15 protein-coding genes and 1 pseudogene are annotated in these 18992 nt (G+C 40.7%); 15 read left to right on the top strand and 1 reads right to left on the bottom strand.

Annotated elements, in window-relative coordinates; translation table 11 throughout:
• The first annotated feature begins 733 nt into the window (after window positions 1-733).
• The 5 genes and pseudogenes from ltrA (at window position 734) to DP73_RS04720 (ending at window position 5328) form a co-directional block, all read left to right on the top strand.
• Window positions 734-2089 (top strand): group II intron reverse transcriptase/maturase, encoded by a 1356-nt coding sequence (gene ltrA / locus DP73_RS04700; RefSeq protein WP_052090404.1) that lies wholly within the window; start codon window positions 734-736, stop codon window positions 2087-2089.
• Between the two features lie 335 nt (window positions 2090-2424).
• Complete coding sequence (locus DP73_RS04705; protein WP_034597860.1) at window positions 2425-2673, top strand: DUF4160 domain-containing protein; 249 nt, start codon at window positions 2425-2427, stop codon at window positions 2671-2673.
• Window positions 2674-2682: 9 nt separating this feature from the next.
• Window positions 2683-2928 (top strand): DUF2442 domain-containing protein, encoded by a 246-nt coding sequence (locus DP73_RS04710; protein WP_034597862.1) that lies wholly within the window; start codon window positions 2683-2685, stop codon window positions 2926-2928.
• Between the two features lie 170 nt (window positions 2929-3098).
• A pseudogene (locus DP73_RS22375) lies at window positions 3099-3170 on the top strand (PD-(D/E)XK nuclease family transposase); the annotation flags it as partial.
• 511 nt (window positions 3171-3681) lie between these two features.
• Window positions 3682-5328 (top strand): hypothetical protein, encoded by a 1647-nt coding sequence (locus DP73_RS04720; protein ID WP_034597863.1) that lies wholly within the window; start codon window positions 3682-3684, stop codon window positions 5326-5328.
• Window positions 5329-5400: 72 nt separating this feature from the next.
• Here DP73_RS04720 and DP73_RS04725 read toward each other — a convergent pair whose 3' ends face one another.
• Window positions 5401-6066, bottom strand: a complete 666-nt coding sequence (locus DP73_RS04725; protein ID WP_034597864.1) for a hypothetical protein — start codon at window positions 6064-6066, stop codon at window positions 5401-5403.
• 1346 nt (window positions 6067-7412) lie between these two features.
• On the opposite strand from DP73_RS04725, the gene DP73_RS04730 reads away from it, so the two are divergent.
• From DP73_RS04730 to DP73_RS04775, 10 genes are all read left to right on the top strand, one after another.
• Entirely contained in the window at window positions 7413-7634 is a 222-nt protein-coding gene (locus tag DP73_RS04730; RefSeq protein WP_034597865.1) for an AbrB/MazE/SpoVT family DNA-binding domain-containing protein, read from the top strand.
• Between the two features lie 48 nt (window positions 7635-7682).
• Window positions 7683-8447 (top strand): DUF6125 family protein, encoded by a 765-nt coding sequence (locus tag DP73_RS04735; protein WP_034597866.1) that lies wholly within the window; start codon window positions 7683-7685, stop codon window positions 8445-8447.
• Window positions 8448-8781: 334 nt separating this feature from the next.
• The gene (locus DP73_RS04740; RefSeq protein ID WP_034597867.1) at window positions 8782-9333 is read left to right on the top strand and encodes a cob(I)yrinic acid a,c-diamide adenosyltransferase; all 552 of its coding nucleotides are present in this window, start codon (window positions 8782-8784) and stop codon (window positions 9331-9333) included.
• A gap of 28 nt (window positions 9334-9361) precedes the next feature.
• Window positions 9362-11044, top strand: a complete 1683-nt coding sequence (locus DP73_RS04745; RefSeq protein ID WP_034597868.1) for a methylmalonyl-CoA mutase family protein — start codon at window positions 9362-9364, stop codon at window positions 11042-11044.
• Window positions 11045-11124: 80 nt separating this feature from the next.
• On the top strand, window positions 11125-11529 hold the full coding sequence (locus DP73_RS04750) for a cobalamin B12-binding domain-containing protein (RefSeq protein ID WP_034597869.1): 405 nt from the start codon (window positions 11125-11127) through the stop codon (window positions 11527-11529).
• A 5-nt stretch (window positions 11530-11534) separates the two neighbouring features.
• Window positions 11535-12497, top strand: a complete 963-nt coding sequence (gene meaB / locus DP73_RS04755; RefSeq protein ID WP_034597871.1) for a methylmalonyl Co-A mutase-associated GTPase MeaB — start codon at window positions 11535-11537, stop codon at window positions 12495-12497.
• A 369-nt stretch (window positions 12498-12866) separates the two neighbouring features.
• On the top strand, window positions 12867-14960 hold the full coding sequence (locus DP73_RS04760; RefSeq protein ID WP_034597872.1) for a sigma 54-interacting transcriptional regulator: 2094 nt from the start codon (window positions 12867-12869) through the stop codon (window positions 14958-14960).
• 484 nt (window positions 14961-15444) lie between these two features.
• Window positions 15445-16578: a glycosyltransferase family 4 protein gene (locus tag DP73_RS04765; protein ID WP_034597874.1), complete on the top strand. Its 1134-nt coding sequence runs from the start codon at window positions 15445-15447 to the stop codon at window positions 16576-16578.
• Between the two features lie 43 nt (window positions 16579-16621).
• Window positions 16622-17737 (top strand): glycosyltransferase family 4 protein, encoded by a 1116-nt coding sequence (locus DP73_RS04770; protein ID WP_034597875.1) that lies wholly within the window; start codon window positions 16622-16624, stop codon window positions 17735-17737.
• A gap of 31 nt (window positions 17738-17768) precedes the next feature.
• Window positions 17769-18956: a glycosyltransferase gene (locus DP73_RS04775; protein ID WP_034597876.1), complete on the top strand. Its 1188-nt coding sequence runs from the start codon at window positions 17769-17771 to the stop codon at window positions 18954-18956.
• Window positions 18957-18992: the final 36 nt, after the last annotated feature.

Consider the following 18992-nt stretch of genomic DNA (forward strand, 5'->3'; position numbering starts at 1 on the left):
CACCGTGTATCAGCCATTACAACTGATCATTTGGCTACTGTTGAGTCTCTCTGCCATATGCGGTGCTATTGCGCACTTAGGCAAGTCACGTTTCACAGGCTCAAATGGTGTATCCGTACTTAGGTGCTCCGTTCGTCGTTTGTCTGACGATGTCAGTTATGCCTGTCGGCCTACTAATGGTAGGCCAGATTCATACCTACCATACCGACAGATACTGCGAATCACTCACAGTAGCCTTCCTGGGACCATTGACTGGAGTTCAACTAATCTAAGTTTCACCATATACGGCCTAGCTCGCCAGTAATACTGGCTTTTCCGGCATGCTCTGGTCCCCCTTGACTTTCGCCTTAAGGTTAGCCGGATGCTTTACTACGCATTGTAGGAGCGTATATTTCTCATGAAATGCATTTGAGGTGCTAACGTGCGCACAATCTGAAGGAAGCCGGCGGCAAAGTTCCGACCCGAGGAACACAAACAGTATCAGGCGCAAAACGTGGGGTAAGACTGCGATTCAAGTCAAAGCCCGAAAGCTACACAGACACGTCAGCGTAAATGCTGCGGGTACATGGAATGAAAGTGAATCGTCTTACCGTGGGAGGCCTCACGGACAGGTTGGAAACAGAGTAAGAAACCTGGTTGAAATAAGATTTGTCGTGAGGAGTCAGCAGAGGCCATAGTACAGAGGTGTTCTAGACACTAAAAGGAAGGGCTGAACCAAAGGAGGTGTGGGTCAATGAAAGTTACTGAAAGTGGCAATTTAAAACACAGACAACTTCGAATAGAAGACTATCTGCAAAGGGCATCTACGGAACAGAGAGAGTATGCAGAAGTGTGCGCGCCATCCAAGATAACTGAAACCGACAGCACTAACACGAACAAGCAGACAGAAGGATTGCTTGAGCAAATTTTGAATGCCGAAAACCTAAATCGAGCCTATAAACAGGTGAAAAGGAACAAAGGCGCAGGTGGAATTGATGGTATGCAGGTGGATGAACTTCTGCCCTTCCTGAAAGAACACAAAGATGAACTCGTACAATCCTTCTGGGATGGTAAATACCGTCCAAAACCCGTACGGAGGGTAGATATACCCAAAGAAAACGGAAAGACAAGAAAGCTGGGAATACCAACTGTCGTGGACAGGCTTATCCAACAGGCGATTACTCAGGTTCTAAGTCCCATTTTCGAAAAGCAGTTCTCAGATAACAGTTTTGGTTTCAGACCCAAAAGGAGTGCCCATGATGCATTGCGGAAATGCCGGAACCACATTACAGAAGGCTACAAATACGTAGTGGACATGGACTTAGAGAAGTACTTTGACACGGTTAACCAAAGTAAGCTTATCCAAATTCTATCGGAAACGATAAAAGATGGACGAGTCATCTCCCTAATCCATAAATTCCTTAGAGCAGGAGTTATGGCCGATGGAATATTTGAAGAAAGTTTCGAGGGCGTACCACAAGGCGGGCCTTTGAGTCCGTTGCTTGGCAATATTATGCTAAACGGATGCGACCATGAGCTAGAGAGACGAGGACACCGATTTGTACGCTATGCAGATGACCTGATGATTTTCTGCAAAAGTAAGAAAGCGGCTCAGCGCACACTAGACCACATTCTTCCGTACATCAAGGGAACGTTATTTCTCAGGGTAAACAGGGAGAAAACGAAGGTTGCCTACGTAAACACTGTCAAGTATCTTGGATATAGCTTCTACATCTATAGAGGAGAAGGACGCCTGAGAATCCATCCGAAAAGCATCCAGAAACTTAAGGATAAAATCCGAGAAGTAACAGGACGAAGCAACGGGATGGGAACTGAAGAACGAAAGATGAAACTCAATCAAGTCGTGCGAGGCTGGACGAATTACTTCAAACTAGCTGACGCAAACAAACTACTTACTGAGTTAGATAAATGGCTGAGAAGCCGCATACGGATGGCAACCTGGAAGCGATGGAAGAAAATCCGAACGCGTTTCGAGAACCTCAAGAAAGCAGGCATAAGTGAAGAGCAAGCCTGGATGTGGGCAAACACAAGAAAAGGCTACTGGCGAATAGCCCATAGCCCTATCTTGAGTCAAGTCCTATCCAACTAGCGTTTTGAACGAGTCGGATATCTCAGCTTTAATCAATGTTATTTGGCGAAGTAACGTGTAAACTTTGGAAGCGCCGTATACCGAACGGTACGTACGGTGCTGTGGGAGGTCGGCTACTCAAATAATGGGTAGCCTCCTACCCGATTGTATACTTACAATTTTGTAGATGGAAGACTCTGGTCGTGGTAAACTTTTAGAACTGAATAGTTTAAGACCAGAGAAACTTTATTGAGTCTAACGATTAGGATAGAATTTTAGTTACCAGCGTATGCCACAATGGTATAATAAGGGATAATAATACTATAAAGAAATTAGAAATTAAAGGAGGACCTCGAATGCCTGAGATTGCAAGATTCTATGGAATTATAGTGAAGTTGTTCTTTAATGATCATCTACCACCTCATTTTCATGCATCATATGGTGAGTATGTTGGATTATTCGATATCAAAACCCTTGAAATGTTAGAAGGGGATTTACCGAATAGGGCCAAGAAGATGATAATTGAATGGGGAAGGATTCATCAAGAAGAATTGATGAATATGTGGGAAACTCAAGAGTTCAAAAAACTTAAGGGCTTAGAGTAGGTGAACTCTATGATACCACCGAAAGTAAAAGAAGTTGTTGCAACAAATGATTATAGCTTAATTGTAACTTTTGATAATGCCGTTATAAAACAATACAATATGCAGAATATGATTCAGCACCCACGATTTCTTTCCCTTAAGAATAAGGCCCTTTTTATGACTGTGAAAGTTGAGATGGGTGGATATGGTGTAAGCTGGGATTCGGAAATTGACTTAAGCGAAAACGAACTATGGACTCAGGGGATTGAGATGTAGGTTAAGAAAGCATGTTGGAGAGGGGAGGATGTTCTTGCCGAGGAAAGTGCTCGCCTCGCGGTTCACTCCATTATTTTCAAGATAATGGAGTGAAAGAGTGACTCAATTATCTAAACTGGTATAATAATTCCGTGTAGAGATTAAGTTGTGAGACAACTAATCGATCTTAGATAGACTATGCTTTTAAGCTGATTTTTGGCAAGTCGGGTAATAAGTCTATTCTTATGGCCTTCTTAAATGCTACACTCATCTTAATCCGGTTAAGGCAGACATGGTAGAACGACCACAAGAGTATGGTTGGAGTAGTTACCAGAGTTACGTTCAGGAAGATATAGAGGAGAGCACCTTGGTGAATACCGATAAGATATTAGGTAATTTTAAGGAGCCAAAGAGGTTGAAATATCAAGGGTTTGTAGAAGATGGTGTTATTAAGGATGTAGTAGGTCTTTTGAATCATTAAGAGCTTGCCGTATTTGCGGTGGCTCTTTTGTTTTTCCTATGGTATTGAGTGAACACTAACAAGAAAAATATGGATAAGAAGTAGGAAAACGGCTAAATAAAGCGAATAGGTAAGAATTGAAACATATGGATATCTGCCTGAGAAAACGATCAAGGTATTGAAGCTACAACGCTACATTCGCGAGGTTAAATAAATGGCGACGGTTGTAAATTAAATGTGAAAGAATTAATGAGGTTTCATATACCATTTTTACGAGAAGAACATTTAATAAAGGTGAGGAAAAGATAATTTTTATGGAAAAATTTACAAAATATATTTCAACTGTCAAAAAAGTGTTTAAAGGTGAAGATTTAAATTCAAAAATTGAATATTGTTTTGAATTCGTACTTATGGATGAAGAAATGCGAAGTAAAATTGTTAACTTTATTAAACCAAGTCATTTGGATCAGCAGTCTTATTTAAACTTAAACGTTGTTTTTGGTGTTCGTGACAGCATGGGGCAAATCTTTCTTACTCAAAGTCGATTAGAAAACCATGGAATGAACAATGAAGGCACCGGATATATTAATGTGGATACATATGTAGTAATCACTGAGAATGAAGTTTTCAATGCAGTCTGCACAAATGACTCAGAAAATGTAAAATATAACATCCCAAATGGTTGGGAGGATATTGTTATACATGCAATTGAGTATTTCTCTAATAAGAAAGAAAGGGATGCTTTTGAAAAGAACCTTGCTGAAAGAGAGACAGGATTTTCTTTGTTGAGACTAAGAAACCAGTACAAATCAGAAATGCTTGAGAGCATTAAGAAAATATTCGAACTTGAGAATCCCAATGTAACTGAAGACAGTTTGAAGAAAAGCTGTGAAATCAATTCAGAAAAGGATGCACGGAAGTTTTTTATCGGTAATGGGTGTAATCTAGGTGTAATTGAAAAGCATTACAATGAGGCTACAATTGAAAGATTTGAAAAGTATGCAAGCAGAGACGATAAATATCGTTGGGTTAAGGAAGAATACGTGGGCATTCTATGTGAGATTGCTGAGGGTAATATTGACGAGTTTGAAAATAAACTAAAAAAGGCAAATTTCATCCGTAATTATTGGATTTCTGATGACCCTGGTGAAGAGATTCTCCACAAAGCTTGCCAGAAAATTTTAGAGAAAGCGGAACTGGTTCCGAGAACGTTTGAGATCATTGCTTCTTTCAGACATTTATATTTTGACAGGTTTGCTGAAAGAGTAGAGAAAATAGAGCCTTTACTTGATTTGATTGACAGTTATGTGGAAAACCATTCTGAGAAACGATATGGGAAAATAGGCATACCACTAAGTAGTGATAATTACAAGAACGATTCGATCCGCTTGAGAGGTGTGATTGCTGAGAGGCGCAGAACGGAAAACCCCAGCGGATTTGAATTCGTTCTTACCGATAATGAGTCGATTGATAGAATCCTTTCAATGTTCAGCGAGGTTTATGATACTTCGGAGGAATTTTATTCTGAAGTTGTGGAAGGCCTGAATTTCTCTTATGGCGTAAAGGCTAAAGAGGGTAGGCTTTTTCTGACTGGTTTGACATATGGTGCAAATTCTATTCAGCGTTATAAGTCTTTTGATACGATAAGATTTGCAATAATAATCGGAGAAGATCGGAATGTGCTTACGCTAGATTGCGAGCGTGATTCTTCAGATGGCTCAATCCGCATACTAATACCATACGAAACAACTACGCCTGCTCCCCCAAATTTTAATGAATACAGCGAAATTCTTACAAAGATGATTGCTTTTTACCGAAATAAGCCTGAGCGCGATGATTTTGAGAAAAAGGTCAAAGAGCAAAATCCTGATTTTAATATGAATAGGTCGATACACAATATTCCAAAGGCTATTTATGAAAAGTATAAAGATAAGCTTAAGTCACAAGAAAGTGACTATTAGCATGGGGAATCTGCATGATGCACATAAATTAATCATCTGTCATTGATAAAAACCCCAGCATTACCATTAAATTCACAATTCATAATAATTCGAACGCAGTGTGTTAAGTGCTATCTGTAACATCGTATGGTACTGGTTTGGTTCAATCCCTTGCTCCGCTAATTTTTTGTTCAGTTCAGTTTTATCATGAATGACTTGCAGTTTTGAAGTAATGCGTTTTAATTTAAAAGTACGTCTTGCTGCTCTGTGCTCTTCAAAATCTAATCTGATTACAAATCCTTTGTAATAGAATAATAGCCATTCAGATTCCAAAAAATCGGCTGGTGCATGAGTGCCATCAGTACAGCCTATAAAATAAAGCCACACATCACGTTCATAGTTAATCAACCTACTGGCCAAAGGAGCATACCGGTACCTGGATTTAAAATGCTCCATTGTGTACTTTTTGAGATATATGTCTCCAATACTCTGGTTTAAAATGTCACAAAATTCTTGAAGTGTGTTCTTTAATAACGTATCTGGTTCATCCTGATAGCCAAGGGTTTCTTCTTTGAAAATGTATAAATGTTCCTTTTGAAGTGTACTATAGTATTGATGCAAACGAGTATTTGGATGCTCTTTTTTTAATGCTTCTTCTAGGGCATCGGTAGCTTTCTTGATGGGGTACCTTCGTAAAAACACAAAAAACAATACTGATAACACACTTAAAATTGGAATAATAACAATAAGCACACTCATAAGGACACTCCATATAAAATGATTTTTAAACGAACGGGGACAGGTACTAAACCATGCCTTGTGATACCTACCCAAATTTTGTTATGTCTATATAATTTTAGCGCAAAGCATCAAAATTGGGAAGTGTCAAGTAATAGAGGAAGGGATATAGTTGTCTATTCAAACATACTAATATCCCAAATCATAATATTAGACGTCTAGTTAGTCGTTGCCTTGTGTTTAATGATGCCCGCATAATATTTGAAATGAATATTGGGATATTACGAGAAATTCGGTTTGAAGATATCGCTTTGTGGAAGAAAAGAAATGAAGAAGTTAAAAGAAGTCGTAGAAAGAAAGAATAGTTCCAATAGTCCTTTTGGCAAGAAATTCACTGCTGAAAGGACTATTTTTTTTAAAAAGATGCAAAATTTCCGGCGGTTTCCTATAGCTACGATTAACGAAAGAAAAGCTTAAACAGGGTGAACTTTCGATGGTTTGTATATCGTTCAAATCAATTCTACTCGCCGGACCGGCTCTCGGGGTGTCGCCGTTCCGGGCAGGTAAGTGCGACACGTTTCTAGGTCAATAAAAGCCTAGACATCAGACTAATTCTGATAGAACTAACATCACGAAAAGTCGAATGAAGGGATAACACCCTGAAAGGCTTTCTTTAATACTCCGATAGGCGTATAGATAAATAAGCATTGAAGCGTCTAAAGCTCGGTGAAGTCGCGCGAGAACTGCCCCAAGAGAGAATCTCTTAGGAAACCTATCCAGAGGTGGATGGCGTAGTCTATAGTGCGGAAGTCTAAAAAATATCCATGGTAAGAATGTAGTAAAACCTGAGGGCTTTCCGTAAATTTACGGGGGGCTTTTTTATTTACTGGAACGCAAGAGCATAATTTACTCACCTTCGCATTTGATTGAACAATTGCTGCAATATCACAACGGATAACTCAAATGCGCAACATAGAGATTCAACCCCAGTGCTGGCATCTTGCAACAGGTTTAGTCATACAGAAGGCCCTTATTTCATCGCGCTAGGCCCCTATGTATCTGGAAATTTGCAAAGCTACAACAAACATAACAACTAATAGTGTTGCAGTAATACAACGTTTACTTAAAGAAGAATAGTAGTTTTTAATAAAAATTGACATTAAGGCATTGCTATTTAAGCATAGTTGTTAATAAATAAAAAGATGGCATAGATGTTGCAAGTAATATAGAATAATTGCTTAATGCCAAATACCAAATAGCAGTGTTGTGAGAAAGACAATGAGTGAGGAGGAAATAATTATGTGAAAATATTGGCATGAACTTTTTATAGTTAACCATCTTATTTTAATAGAATGGAGTTAATAAGAATGGCAACAACAATAAGTATGACCATCGATGATTTTGGTCAAATATTGCTCCCTTTGGAGGTTAATAAACAACTTAATTTAAAAAATGGCGATTGTCTTAGAGTTAGCATTCAATTGAATCAGATAGTAATAGCCTCTGTTAGATCGGAGAATGATGAGGATCTGGATGAGGAATTGCTTAAGACTCTTCTGCATGAAGGCATCTTGATCGACATTGAATAAGTCGAGAGTTCTTCGTATCCGGTGCTCTATCTAGAAGGAGGGGTTTAGATGCAGAAAGAATCTGCCTGGGATACCCTTGGTAATGAAGATTTATCCAAACTGGCTATGGATATGTTTCATCGTATGATGGTGCATCATACATTATGGTTCATGGAAGTACAACACCAGATGGGTAGGCAAGAGGCTTTAGAGGTGATGGACACCGTTTACCGGAAAAGCTTCCATACGCAAATGGAGCGGTTGTCTAAATTCTTTGGTTTTGAAATGGAAAATGGGGTGCCCAAACCATTACTTAGTCTGCCCAAGGAAAAGCTGCTTGAACTTATTACTGCAGCCTCCATAAACTGGCTGGCTAATGATGGTATATGGTTCCAGGCGGTGGAGTTCAAGCATGGAATGTTTGATGCAAAGCGCTGTAACGATTCCTGCTGGGCACAATTCTCGCCTTTCGAAGCTTGGTCTGTTAAACGTTATCTGGGGTTGCCGGAAAAACCGGGGCTGGCGGGTTTAAAGCAGGCCTTGCAGTTTAGAATGTATGCTGGGATTAATGAACAGAGCATTATTGAGGAAAGCCCGAACAGTATAGTTTTTCAGATGAATAATTGCCGTGTTCAGTCAGCCAGAAAACGCCGGGGTTTAGAGGATTACCCCTGCAAGTCGGCGGGTCTGGTAGAATACCCCCAATTTGCCAAGGCAATAGACCCCGGCCTTAAAACTGAATGTATTGGCTGCCCTCCCGATGCTCATCCCGATGAATGGTTTTGCGCCTGGCGCTTTACCTTAGATGAAGAAGTACTCAAGCAGGAGGTTTGATTTTCCTTCCTTCAATAATTAGTTGCAATATTGCAACAAACTATTGAAATGTGCAACATAGAGATTAAACCAAGTCTGTTAGGTTTTAAACGGGGTGGGCAGGCAAATTATCAGTGATTCTGCTTCTTTATTGCGTTGCGGCAATGCAACAATGCAACAATTATTAGGCAAGGTTTAAAGTTAGAAAGTAGCTAGGGGCTTGCTATATAGTCAATATTCAGAATTATTAGAAATTGGCATTGTTCTTGCTTATATAAGAGTTAAAGATGCGAAAGTAATTTGATTCCACATTGATTGACTAGACGGGAAAGAGTGAAGAAAAGAGGTGAATACATTGAGTGTGATGCAGTCCACGGCGAGCATAGCCAAGCGTGGCTTGGTGATGGTAATTACGGGGAACGGCAAGGGCAAGACAACGTCATCCTTTGGTCAGGCATTACGGGCTCTTGGACAGGGCTACAAGGTATGCGTTATTCAGTTTATGAAGGGACGTAAATATGGAGAGGTGATTGCCGCAGAAAAGTTTCTTCCAGACTTGCAAATCTATCAATTCGGACTGGATAGTTTTGTTATGCGGAACAATCCTGCGCCTGTAGACGTGGAGATGGCCCAACAAGGTTTGGCAAAAGCTAAAGAGATCATTGCCGGTGGTGACTATAACATGGTCATCCTGGATGAGATTAATGTGGCCCTGGATTTTAAGCTCATTCCAGAGGAAGAAGTACTAGAGATGGTTAAAAATAAGCCGGCAGAATTGGATATATTGTTAAGCGGCCGATATGCATCCGATAAGTTGAGAGAAATAGCTGATTTGGTAAGTGAAGTTACCGAGGTAAAACATCACTATAATGCGGGTATTAAAGATAGGGCAGGGATTGAGTATTAAACTATAAACCATTAGGAGGGAACAACTTTTGATTAATGAAGAATTAGTAAACAAGTCAAGCTTATTAAGGCAAAAATGGGAAGATGAAGTTAAAAAAATTGTGGCCAAACACCCGGACCAAAAAGAAAGCTGGACCACGGTTTCTGATTTGGGAATCAAGAGAATATACGGTCCCGAGGATATTAAAGAAATGGATTTTGAGCGGGATATAGCTTATCCCGGACAATATCCATATTTGAGAGGCTGCCAGCCATCCGGTTATCGTGGAAAGTACTGGACCTTCAGAATGTTCTCCGGTATGGGGACAGCTGTTGAAACCAATAAGCGCTGGAAGTACCTGTTGGCCACCGGCCAGACCGGCCTGAGCACTGCCTTTGATTTCCCCACCCTGATGGGTTATGATACTGATTCTCCCAAAGCCAGGGGTGAGTGTGGAAAAGTAGGAGTGGCTATTGATACCATCGATGATTTCAGAGACCTGATCAGCGGGATTCCCCTGGATAAGATAACCACCTCTATGACTATTAACCCCCCTGCAACTATATTATGGGCCATGTATATTGCTTGTGCCCAGGAACAGGGAATTTCTCTGAACAAGATCGGCGGTACCATTCAGAATGATATGTTAAAAGAATTTATTGCTCAGAAGACCTTTATGTGCCCCCCCGAGCCGTCGGTAAAATTAATTAGCGATACCATAGAGTTTGGTACCAAATATGTGCCTAAGTGGAATACCGTCAGTATCAGCGGTTATCACATCAGAGAAGCCGGGTCAACGGCCGTACAGGAACTGGCCTTCACTTTAAGAGACGGTATGGAATATGTAGAAGACGTGATCAGACGTAAAGGTTTACAGGTTGATGAATTTGCTCCCAGATTATCTTTCTTCTTTAACTCGCATATCGATTTCTTTGAAGAAATTGCTAAATTAAGAGCTGCTCGCCGGATCTGGGCGAAAGCAATGCGTGAACGTTATGGTGCCCAGGACCCCCGTTCCTTATGGATGAGATTCCATACCCAGACTGCCGGTTGCTCCCTTACCGCCCAGCAGCCTTACAATAACGTGGTGCGGACTGCTATTGAAGCTCTGGCCGGTGTTCTCGGCGGCACCCAGTCACTGCACACCAACTCACTAGACGAAGTTCTGTGTCTGCCTTCAGACCATGCAGTACAAATTGCCCTGCGGACTCAGCAGATTATCGCTGAAGAAACCGGTGTGGCCAGCACTATTGACCCGCTGGCGGGTTCATATTTCGTGGAAGCACTGACCAATGAAATGGAAGAAAAAGCTTGGGAATATATTCATAAAATTGACGATATGGGCGGTATGGTTGCTGCTATCGAGCAGGGCTTCCCCCAGCTGGAAATTTCCGATGCTTCTTATAAATTCCAAAAGCAAATCGATGCTCAGGAAAAAGTCATGATCGGTGTGAACAAGTATGTCCAGGAAGATGAAAAGATTGACATTCCGATAGTAGAAATAAATGACTCCGTTGAAGCAGAACAGCTCAATCGTCTGGCTGAAGTTAAGAGAAAGCGGGACGGCCGTAAAGTAGCCGAAACACTTAAAGACATCGAGGCTGCTTGTAAGAAAGGCGAAAATGTTATGCCTTATTGTATTGAAGCGGTTAAGAACTACGCCACTGTTCAGGAAATCTGCGATGTTTACAGAGGAGTTTTTGGGGAATACCGCGACCCTGGCATTTACTAAGATTGAGTTGGAATTCTTAGGTAGCCGGCATTTTTTAAAGTGGAAATGGTTTTTCCCTAAAGTTGAAGGAGGTAAGTGTGATGGCAGAGAGAAAAATTCGTATACTCTTGTCTAAACCCGGCCTGGATGGCCATGATCGGGGGGCGAAGGTGTTAGCCAGGTGTTTCCGGGATGCCGGCTTTGAGGTGATTTATACCGGTTGTCACCAGACTCCGGAGCAAATAGCTGCTGCTGCTATTCAGGAAGATGTTGATCTTGTAGGCTTGAGCTGTTTATCAGGTGCCCACAAGTATCTGTTCCCGCAAGTCGTTAATCTTTTGAAGGCGGAAGGTGCCGATGATATCTGCGTTATCGGTGGAGGGATTATTCCGGAGCAGGATATGCAGCCTCTTTACGACGCAGGACTAAAAGCATTATTTACGCCGGGAGCCAAACTTGATTCATTGGTGGAATGGATTAATACTAATGTAACTCCAAGGGCGTGAGTGCTATGAAAGAATTAGGTCAAAAAGTATTGGCGGGGGATGTCCGTTCAGCCTCCCGCCTCATCAGAAACCTAGAAGATCAAATACCCGGTACCCATGTTTTTATGCAGCAAATTTTTACTAAAACCGGGAATGCTCATGTGATAGGCATTACCGGTGCCCCGGGAGCCGGTAAAAGTACCTTGACAGATGAACTGGTTTTTTCCTACCGTCAGAGAAAGAAGACTGTGGGTGTTCTGGCAGTAGACCCCACCAGCCCCTTTACGGGGGGAGCACTTTTGGGAGATAGAATCCGTATGCTGCGGCATGCTGAGGATAAAGGGGTATTCTTGCGCAGCCTGGCTACCAGAGGTTCCATGGGTGGTATATCCAAGGCTGTGGGAGAAGCCATTCATGTCATGGATGCTATGGGCAAAGACTCCATAATAGTCGAAACTGTAGGGGTGGGGCAGCAAGAGGTAGAAATCATTAATCATGCTCATACTGTAATAGTTGTCTTGGTGCCCGGTATGGGGGATGAAATACAGGCTCTTAAAGCCGGTTTAATGGAGATTGCAGATATCTTTATCATTAACAAGGCAGACCGTGACGGTACCGCCAGCTTATATAAAGAAGTGGCAAACATGGTTCATATGTCTGTTACTAAAGGTGGTTGGGAGATACCTGTATTACTGGTAGAAAGCGTACAGGAACCTAAAAAATTCGCCGAGAGTGTGTCAGTTATTTGCGATAAGATCGAAGATCATTACCGCTACCTGGTGGATAATAATCTTTTGTCTGAGCGTTTGCGCCGTAAGACTACTTCGGAATTTAATGAAGCTCTGTGGGGAGCAATCCTGCAGCCGGTATTAAATGACTTAGATGCAGGCGGGGAAATGGAAAAAATGATTGATAAGTTGTTGAAAAAAGAAACAGATCCCTATACTTTAGCGGCGGAAGTAGCCGTTAGATATAAAAACAAAGTCTAAAGGTACAGCCGCGCTAATAAGGATAAATTATGGGGATTAGCTTCTATATATTTAGGGTTTAAGGATTTTTAGAGCACCTGTCCTTTCTGAGTTAACTTTGCTGTGGTAGGCCTTTGTTATATCGGAAAGGGCGGTGCTTCTACATTTTCACTTAAGGAAATAGCTGCAACAGCACTGCGGGAGGGTGTTTAGATTAGACTTAAGAGTCAAACGTTCTGGAATAAAGCACAATCCGGGGTAGAGCTTTTGACTCTTAAGTTATGAGACAGCAGGCGAAATAATTAACTGAAAAAAGGATAAATTCAGAAAACATAGAATTAGTTCTGAGATCTAAAAACTAATATATATGCAGTAAGGAAGTGAGATTAAATGAAGGTTCGGGAAATTATGACCCCTGATCCCTTAACCATAAGTCCTAATCATAAGATTTGTGAGGTAGTAAATATTTTTATAGCCAATAAAATAGACGGTGCCCCGGTATTAGACGAAAATGGTAAATTAGTAGGCCTTTTTACCAAGAGTCATATTTACCGGGCGATAAGCAGGGGCATGGATATGAATACCCAGGTGGAAGTCTTAATGACCCGGAAGATTCTCACGGGCCATCCTGAGGATGAGTTTGGTGATGTAGTCAATGCTACGGTACCCCGGCTGCCCGTTGTTGAAAACGGGCGGGTAGTGGGGATCATTACCCGCGGGGATATTGCCAAAGCCTTCTTTCATTCTTACCGCAACATTTCCCTGGAACTTGATACGATCATAAATTCCACTCATAATGCAATTATTTCGGTGGATGCAAAAGGGATAATTAAGGTCTGGAATTTGTCAGCCGCTAAGTTACTGGGCCTTGAAGCAGAAGTTGTTGTTGGGAAAAATATCCTGGATGTACTTCCTACAGCTAGACTGTCCTATGTAATTGAGACTGGAAAAGTTGAAACTTTAAAGAAAGTAAAACTTAATGACTGCTACTTTGCATCTAACCGTTCTCCGATTAAAAAAGATGGTAAGATTATCGGTGCCGTTGCGGTGCTCCAAGATATCTCTGAGCTGGATAAGGTGTCTAAGGAACTGTGCTATGTGAAGGAATTAAATGAAGAATTGGATGCCATAGTGGAATCATCTTTTGACGGGTTATTTATAACTGACGGCAAAGGAAAAATCCTGCGTTATAATAAGGCCTTTGAACAGCTGACGGGCATTAATGCCCATGAATACCTGGGGCTAAGTGTGGAGGACATTAGAAGAGACGGTATTATTTCTGAACCTGTAACCTGCCACGTCTTGGAGAAGAAGAAATCCATCACGATTATGCAGACAAGCAAAACAGGTAAGCTTACCCTGACTACGGGAAACCCGGTCATTGACGCCAGCGGTGAAATAATCAGGGTTGTCTGTAATGTCAGGGATATCACTGAACTAAATCTATTAAGACACAAGCTGGAAAAAGCCAAGGGGCTAACCCAGCACTATGAAAATCAGCTGCGTACTTTGAAGCTGCGGTATGATAAATCGGAAAACTTGGTTGTTAGCTCGGCTAAGATGAGAGACCTGTTAGATATGGTGGTAAGGTTGGCCTCAGTTGATTCTACTATTTTAATTACCGGTGAATCAGGTACCGGTAAGGAACTGATAGCCCAGACAATTCACAGTAACAACTCACGCCAGAATAAACCCTTTATTAAGGTGAACTGTGGGGCTATTCCTGAGAATTTACTGGAATCGGAATTATTTGGCTATGATGGAGGGGCCTTTACCGGAGCCAAAAAAGAAGGCAAGCCAGGATATATCGAACTGGCTTCCGGAGGGACTTTATTTCTGGATGAAATCGGTGAAATGCCGCTGAATTTACAGGTCAAGGTGCTGAGGTTTTTGCAAAACAAAGAAATTATCCGGGTTGGGGGATCAAGTGTTATTAATATGGATGTGCGCATTGTCGCCGCTACAAACAGAAATCTATTAGAAATGGTGCAGCAAAAGCAGTTTCGCGAGGATCTTTATTACCGCTTAAATGTAGTGCCGGTACATGTCCCGCCCCTGCGCGATCGTAAAGATGATATCCCCCCCCTGGCGGCACATTTTGTGGAGGTATTTAACTACAAATATAAAAAGAATAAAAAGATATCACAGGGAGTAGTTGATATACTGATGCAGTATGACTGGCCGGGAAATATCAGAGAATTAGAAAACCTTATTGAAAGAATGGTTGTTACTACCATAGATGATAACATCACCGGCGAGGATTTACCTTCCTACCTGCGGAATAAAGTAGGAATTAGTTCCTCATATATTCTTGTTTCGGGGATGGTGCCATTAAAGGATGCAGTGGAAAGTGTGGAGAAGCAGCTTTTGGAAAGAGCCTATGCCAACTATCGTACTACAAGGCAGATGGCGAAGGAACTAAAAGTTGATGCCTCTACTGTTGTTAGAAAAGCTGCCAAGTACTGTATTTATAGAGATTCTTGACCATGAAACCGTGCAGCTACAGGTGTTAAAATAGATGCTCTTGGGGTATACCCGCTTATGTCCACGGATTTTTTGAGGTCCTAGATCATTTTGATTTAGGGCCTCTTAGGATTATCTGCAATGATGACTTTGTTTGTTTTTACCGATGTATTCGTGATAGAGATCATCCGGATGAAAGAGATCAAGATGCAGCAAAAATGAAGATCGCCCCCGGACATCGTATTCCACGAGAAATCAGCTTAAAGTTTGGAGTGAGTTATCTTTTAATCAGGACATTCTTCAGGACGGCCGTATGAACGCATCAAGGTTTTAATATATACGACAAAAGAAACGGTCACTAATTATAATTTTGTAGATGGAAGGTTTGGGGTGTGGTAAAATAAGGATAATTATGTAAGGTATACAAAAATATGCCTTATGATTTTTAATTGCCTTATTGACATGTATGTAAAAGAAAATACTTGAATCGCTGGGGAGGCCTCTGATGATTAAACCAAGTGGGGTTATTATTTTACGCTCAACCCTTATAGAGAATGATTCAAGAACCCTAAAAACTGCTAATTCTTTAGTGAAGCATGGGTACGATGTATGTATTTTAGGCTGGGATAGAGAGGGAAGCGGAAATTCCAATCCGCAAATTCAATTGAAAGATGGAATCGCGAATATCTGTTTATTTAAAACTAAAGCCGGTTATGCCCAAGGAATTAAAACCTTATTCAAACTTTTAAAATTTCAATCCTGGCTATTCTTACAGCTTTTAAAGAGAAGAAAAAAATATCAGGTTATCCATAGCTGTGATTTCGACACATCCCTGCCGGCAATACTGACTGCAAAAATCTTCCGCAAAAAACTCGTCTATGATATTTATGATTACTATACCCATTCTCATTATGTCCCCGGGAACCTAAAGGCTTTAGTAGAAAAAATGGATAATTTCGTTATCAATCACGCCACTTCAACGATAATATGCCATGAAGATCGCTATAAGCAGATCATGAAGGCCAGGCCGAGAAATGTTACAGTCATTCATAATACTCCGGAAATCCCATCAGATATTAACCAACAACTAACAGTAGTAAAATCTCAAAGTCCCAATCTCAAATTAGTATATATAGGTCTTTTACAAGATCATCGACTTCTGCAGGAGATTGCGCAGGTGATCAAAGGCTCCGAGAAATTCGAGCTGCATATTGGTGGATTTGGAGATCTGTCTGACTATTTTAGAGAGCTATCCGAGGAATATGAGAATATCTACTTTTATGGGAAAGTAGATTACAAGGATGTTCTGAAGTTAGAATCAGAATGCGATATATTGTTTGCGGTATATAATCCGGCCATTGAAAATCATCGCTATTCAGCACCGAATAAATTGTATGAAGCCATGGCCTTAGGCAAGCCTATTATTGTAGGCAAGGGTACAGGAATCGATGGATTAATTAGCCGGAATAAAGTTGGTTTAGCTATCGAATATACTTCAGAAGCATTTTGGGAAGCTGTAAACATACTCAGAAATAACCCTGACTTGAGAAAAGAAATGGGTGAGCAGGGCAGGGAGATTTATAAATCTAAATATAGCTGGTCAATTATGGAAGATAAACTGATAGACTTATATGCTTGACGGCTCTGTCTGAATTCCCGCAGTACGTATTTGGAGGATAAAAATGAAAAAGATCCTAATTGTTTCAACAGTAAGCAGACAATTTTATCTCTTTGAACAGGGAAATATAGAAGTACTGCATTCATTAGGGTATGAGGTACATGCGGCAGCAAATTTCAGGGATGCAAATCCGAGGTTAGATGAACTCAATATTGTAAGGCATCCTTTCGACATCCAGCGTTCTCCATTTTCATTTAAGAATATTAAGGCCTACAAACAGCTTAAGGAAATTATGAAGTCTGAGGATTTTGACGCAGTCCATTGCCATTCTCCAATGGGAAGTGTATTGGCCAGACTGGCAGCCAGGGCTGTAGGTATTTCAAAGGTTCTATATACCCCTCATGGATTTCACTTCTATAAAGATGCTCCTCTCCTCAACTGGCTGTTATACTATCCAATTGAGGTATTGCTTTCGCTATATACAAAGGTGATTATTACCATAAACCAGGAGGACTATAGTCTCGCGCAAAAATTCAAGGCGGATAAGGTCTGCTACATTCCCGGCATTGGTGTCAATACCCAAAAGTTCAGCAGTAAAAATGCTGATAGGGGTAAGACAAGAGCAATGCTGGAGATAGCTGAAGAAACAGTGGTTTTACTTTCAGTTGGTGAATTGAATAAAAATAAGAATCATGAAACAGTTATCAGAGCCGTAGCCAAGATCAATGATCCCAGGGTAATATATTTAATTTGTGGCCGAGGTAAATTACAAGCTTATCTTAAGAATCTGGTTAGGAGTCTTGGAGTGGAAAAGAAAGTGAGGTTCTTAGGATTCAGAAATGATGTAGCGGAGATATATTCTGCTTCAGATATTTTTGTCTTCCCTTCATACCATGAGGGTTTACCGGTATCTGTTATGGAAGCTATGTCGGCCGGTCTGCCGGTAATATGCTCAAATATTCGTGGCAATACGGATTTGATTGAAAATGGCCAAGGTGGATTTCTGCTTAATCCAAAGGATGTCAATGGATTTGCTAAATTCATAAAAAAGGTTGCCGAGGATAGGAAGTTAAGATTGTTCATGGGCCAGAAGAATATCGAAACAGTTAAGACCTTTGATGTTTCTAAGGTTAAGGTCAAAATGAAGGAACTATACAGTGAGGTAATCCTTGGGGATTAAGTCTTAATCTTATATGATATGGATGGGGAAAATGAGAGTATTAATTGTTGCCCAAAATTTACAGATTGGCGGGGTGCAAACGGCTTTAGTCAATATGTTGAAAGAATTAGTCAAGCAGGATAAGTTGGAGTTGGAGCTGTTTACATTTGGAGACGGCATCTTTATCCAGGAAATACCTAACCCTGTCCGCATCCTTAAAGGGAACTTGCTTTTGCGCTTAGTAGCAACACCCTTGAGCGAAGTGATCAAGAAGGGCAATCTGTTCTGCCTCTTTCTCAGACTGATCTCCATGGTTGGGGTTAGACTTTTAGGATCGGATAAATTTTACCGGATGCTTTTTAAACGGCAAAAGAATTTAGGCAATTATGATGTGGCTATTTCCTATTTTAATGATGTTCCTCATAATTACTTCAATCAAGGTACGAATCTGTTTGTCGATAAATTCGTCCGGGCAGCTAAAAAAATTGCCTGGGTTCATACCGATCCCCTAAGAGCAGGTTTTGAACATGATGTTTGTCTGGAAATCTATAAGAATTTTGATTATATTGCTTGTGTCTCTAAAGCCTGTAAAACACTATTCGATGAGCTACTGCCGGAATATCAACACAAAACTGTTGTGGTCTATAACTTTTTTTCTGCTGAGGATATTCTAAAGAAGGCTAGTGAATTTATTCCTTTTGAACAAGACAGCAGGATTAAGATTATAACAGTTGGACGTGTGGATAATGCAACCAAGAGGATGGATAGAATTGTAAAGGTGTGCAAGCTTTTAGAAGAGGATCATATCAACAACTTCGTGTGGAGAATCGTAGGAGATGGCCCGGATCTTAAAACAAATATGGATTTAGCCAGGAAATATAATGTAGAGCAGAGGATCGAGTTTATTGGCTATAAGGAAAATCCTCATCCATATATTAAGAACAGTGATTTATTTGTGCTTACTTCAGCATTTGAAGGTTATCCAATGGTAATTGGTGAGTCATTGATCTTAAAGATTCCTGTCATTAGCACTAATTACGCTGCTGCAGAAGAACAAGTTGTTGACGGTGTAAACGGAGTTATTGTGGAGATGAGTACAACAAGACTTTATGAAATTCTGAAGAAGTTATTGGTGAGCCCGAAGGATATTAGAATACTCACAGATAATTTACGTGATCTGGATCAGACTAACGATCAAGCCTACTTACAATTGAGGGACATCCTGGGTGACATTTCTTAAGCAAAAGCATAGCCCTAATAGACATGATAAAATCCG

The sequence above is a fragment of the Desulfosporosinus sp. HMP52 genome (assembly GCF_000765145.1).
GTDB lineage: Bacteria > Bacillota > Desulfitobacteriia > Desulfitobacteriales > Desulfitobacteriaceae > Desulfosporosinus.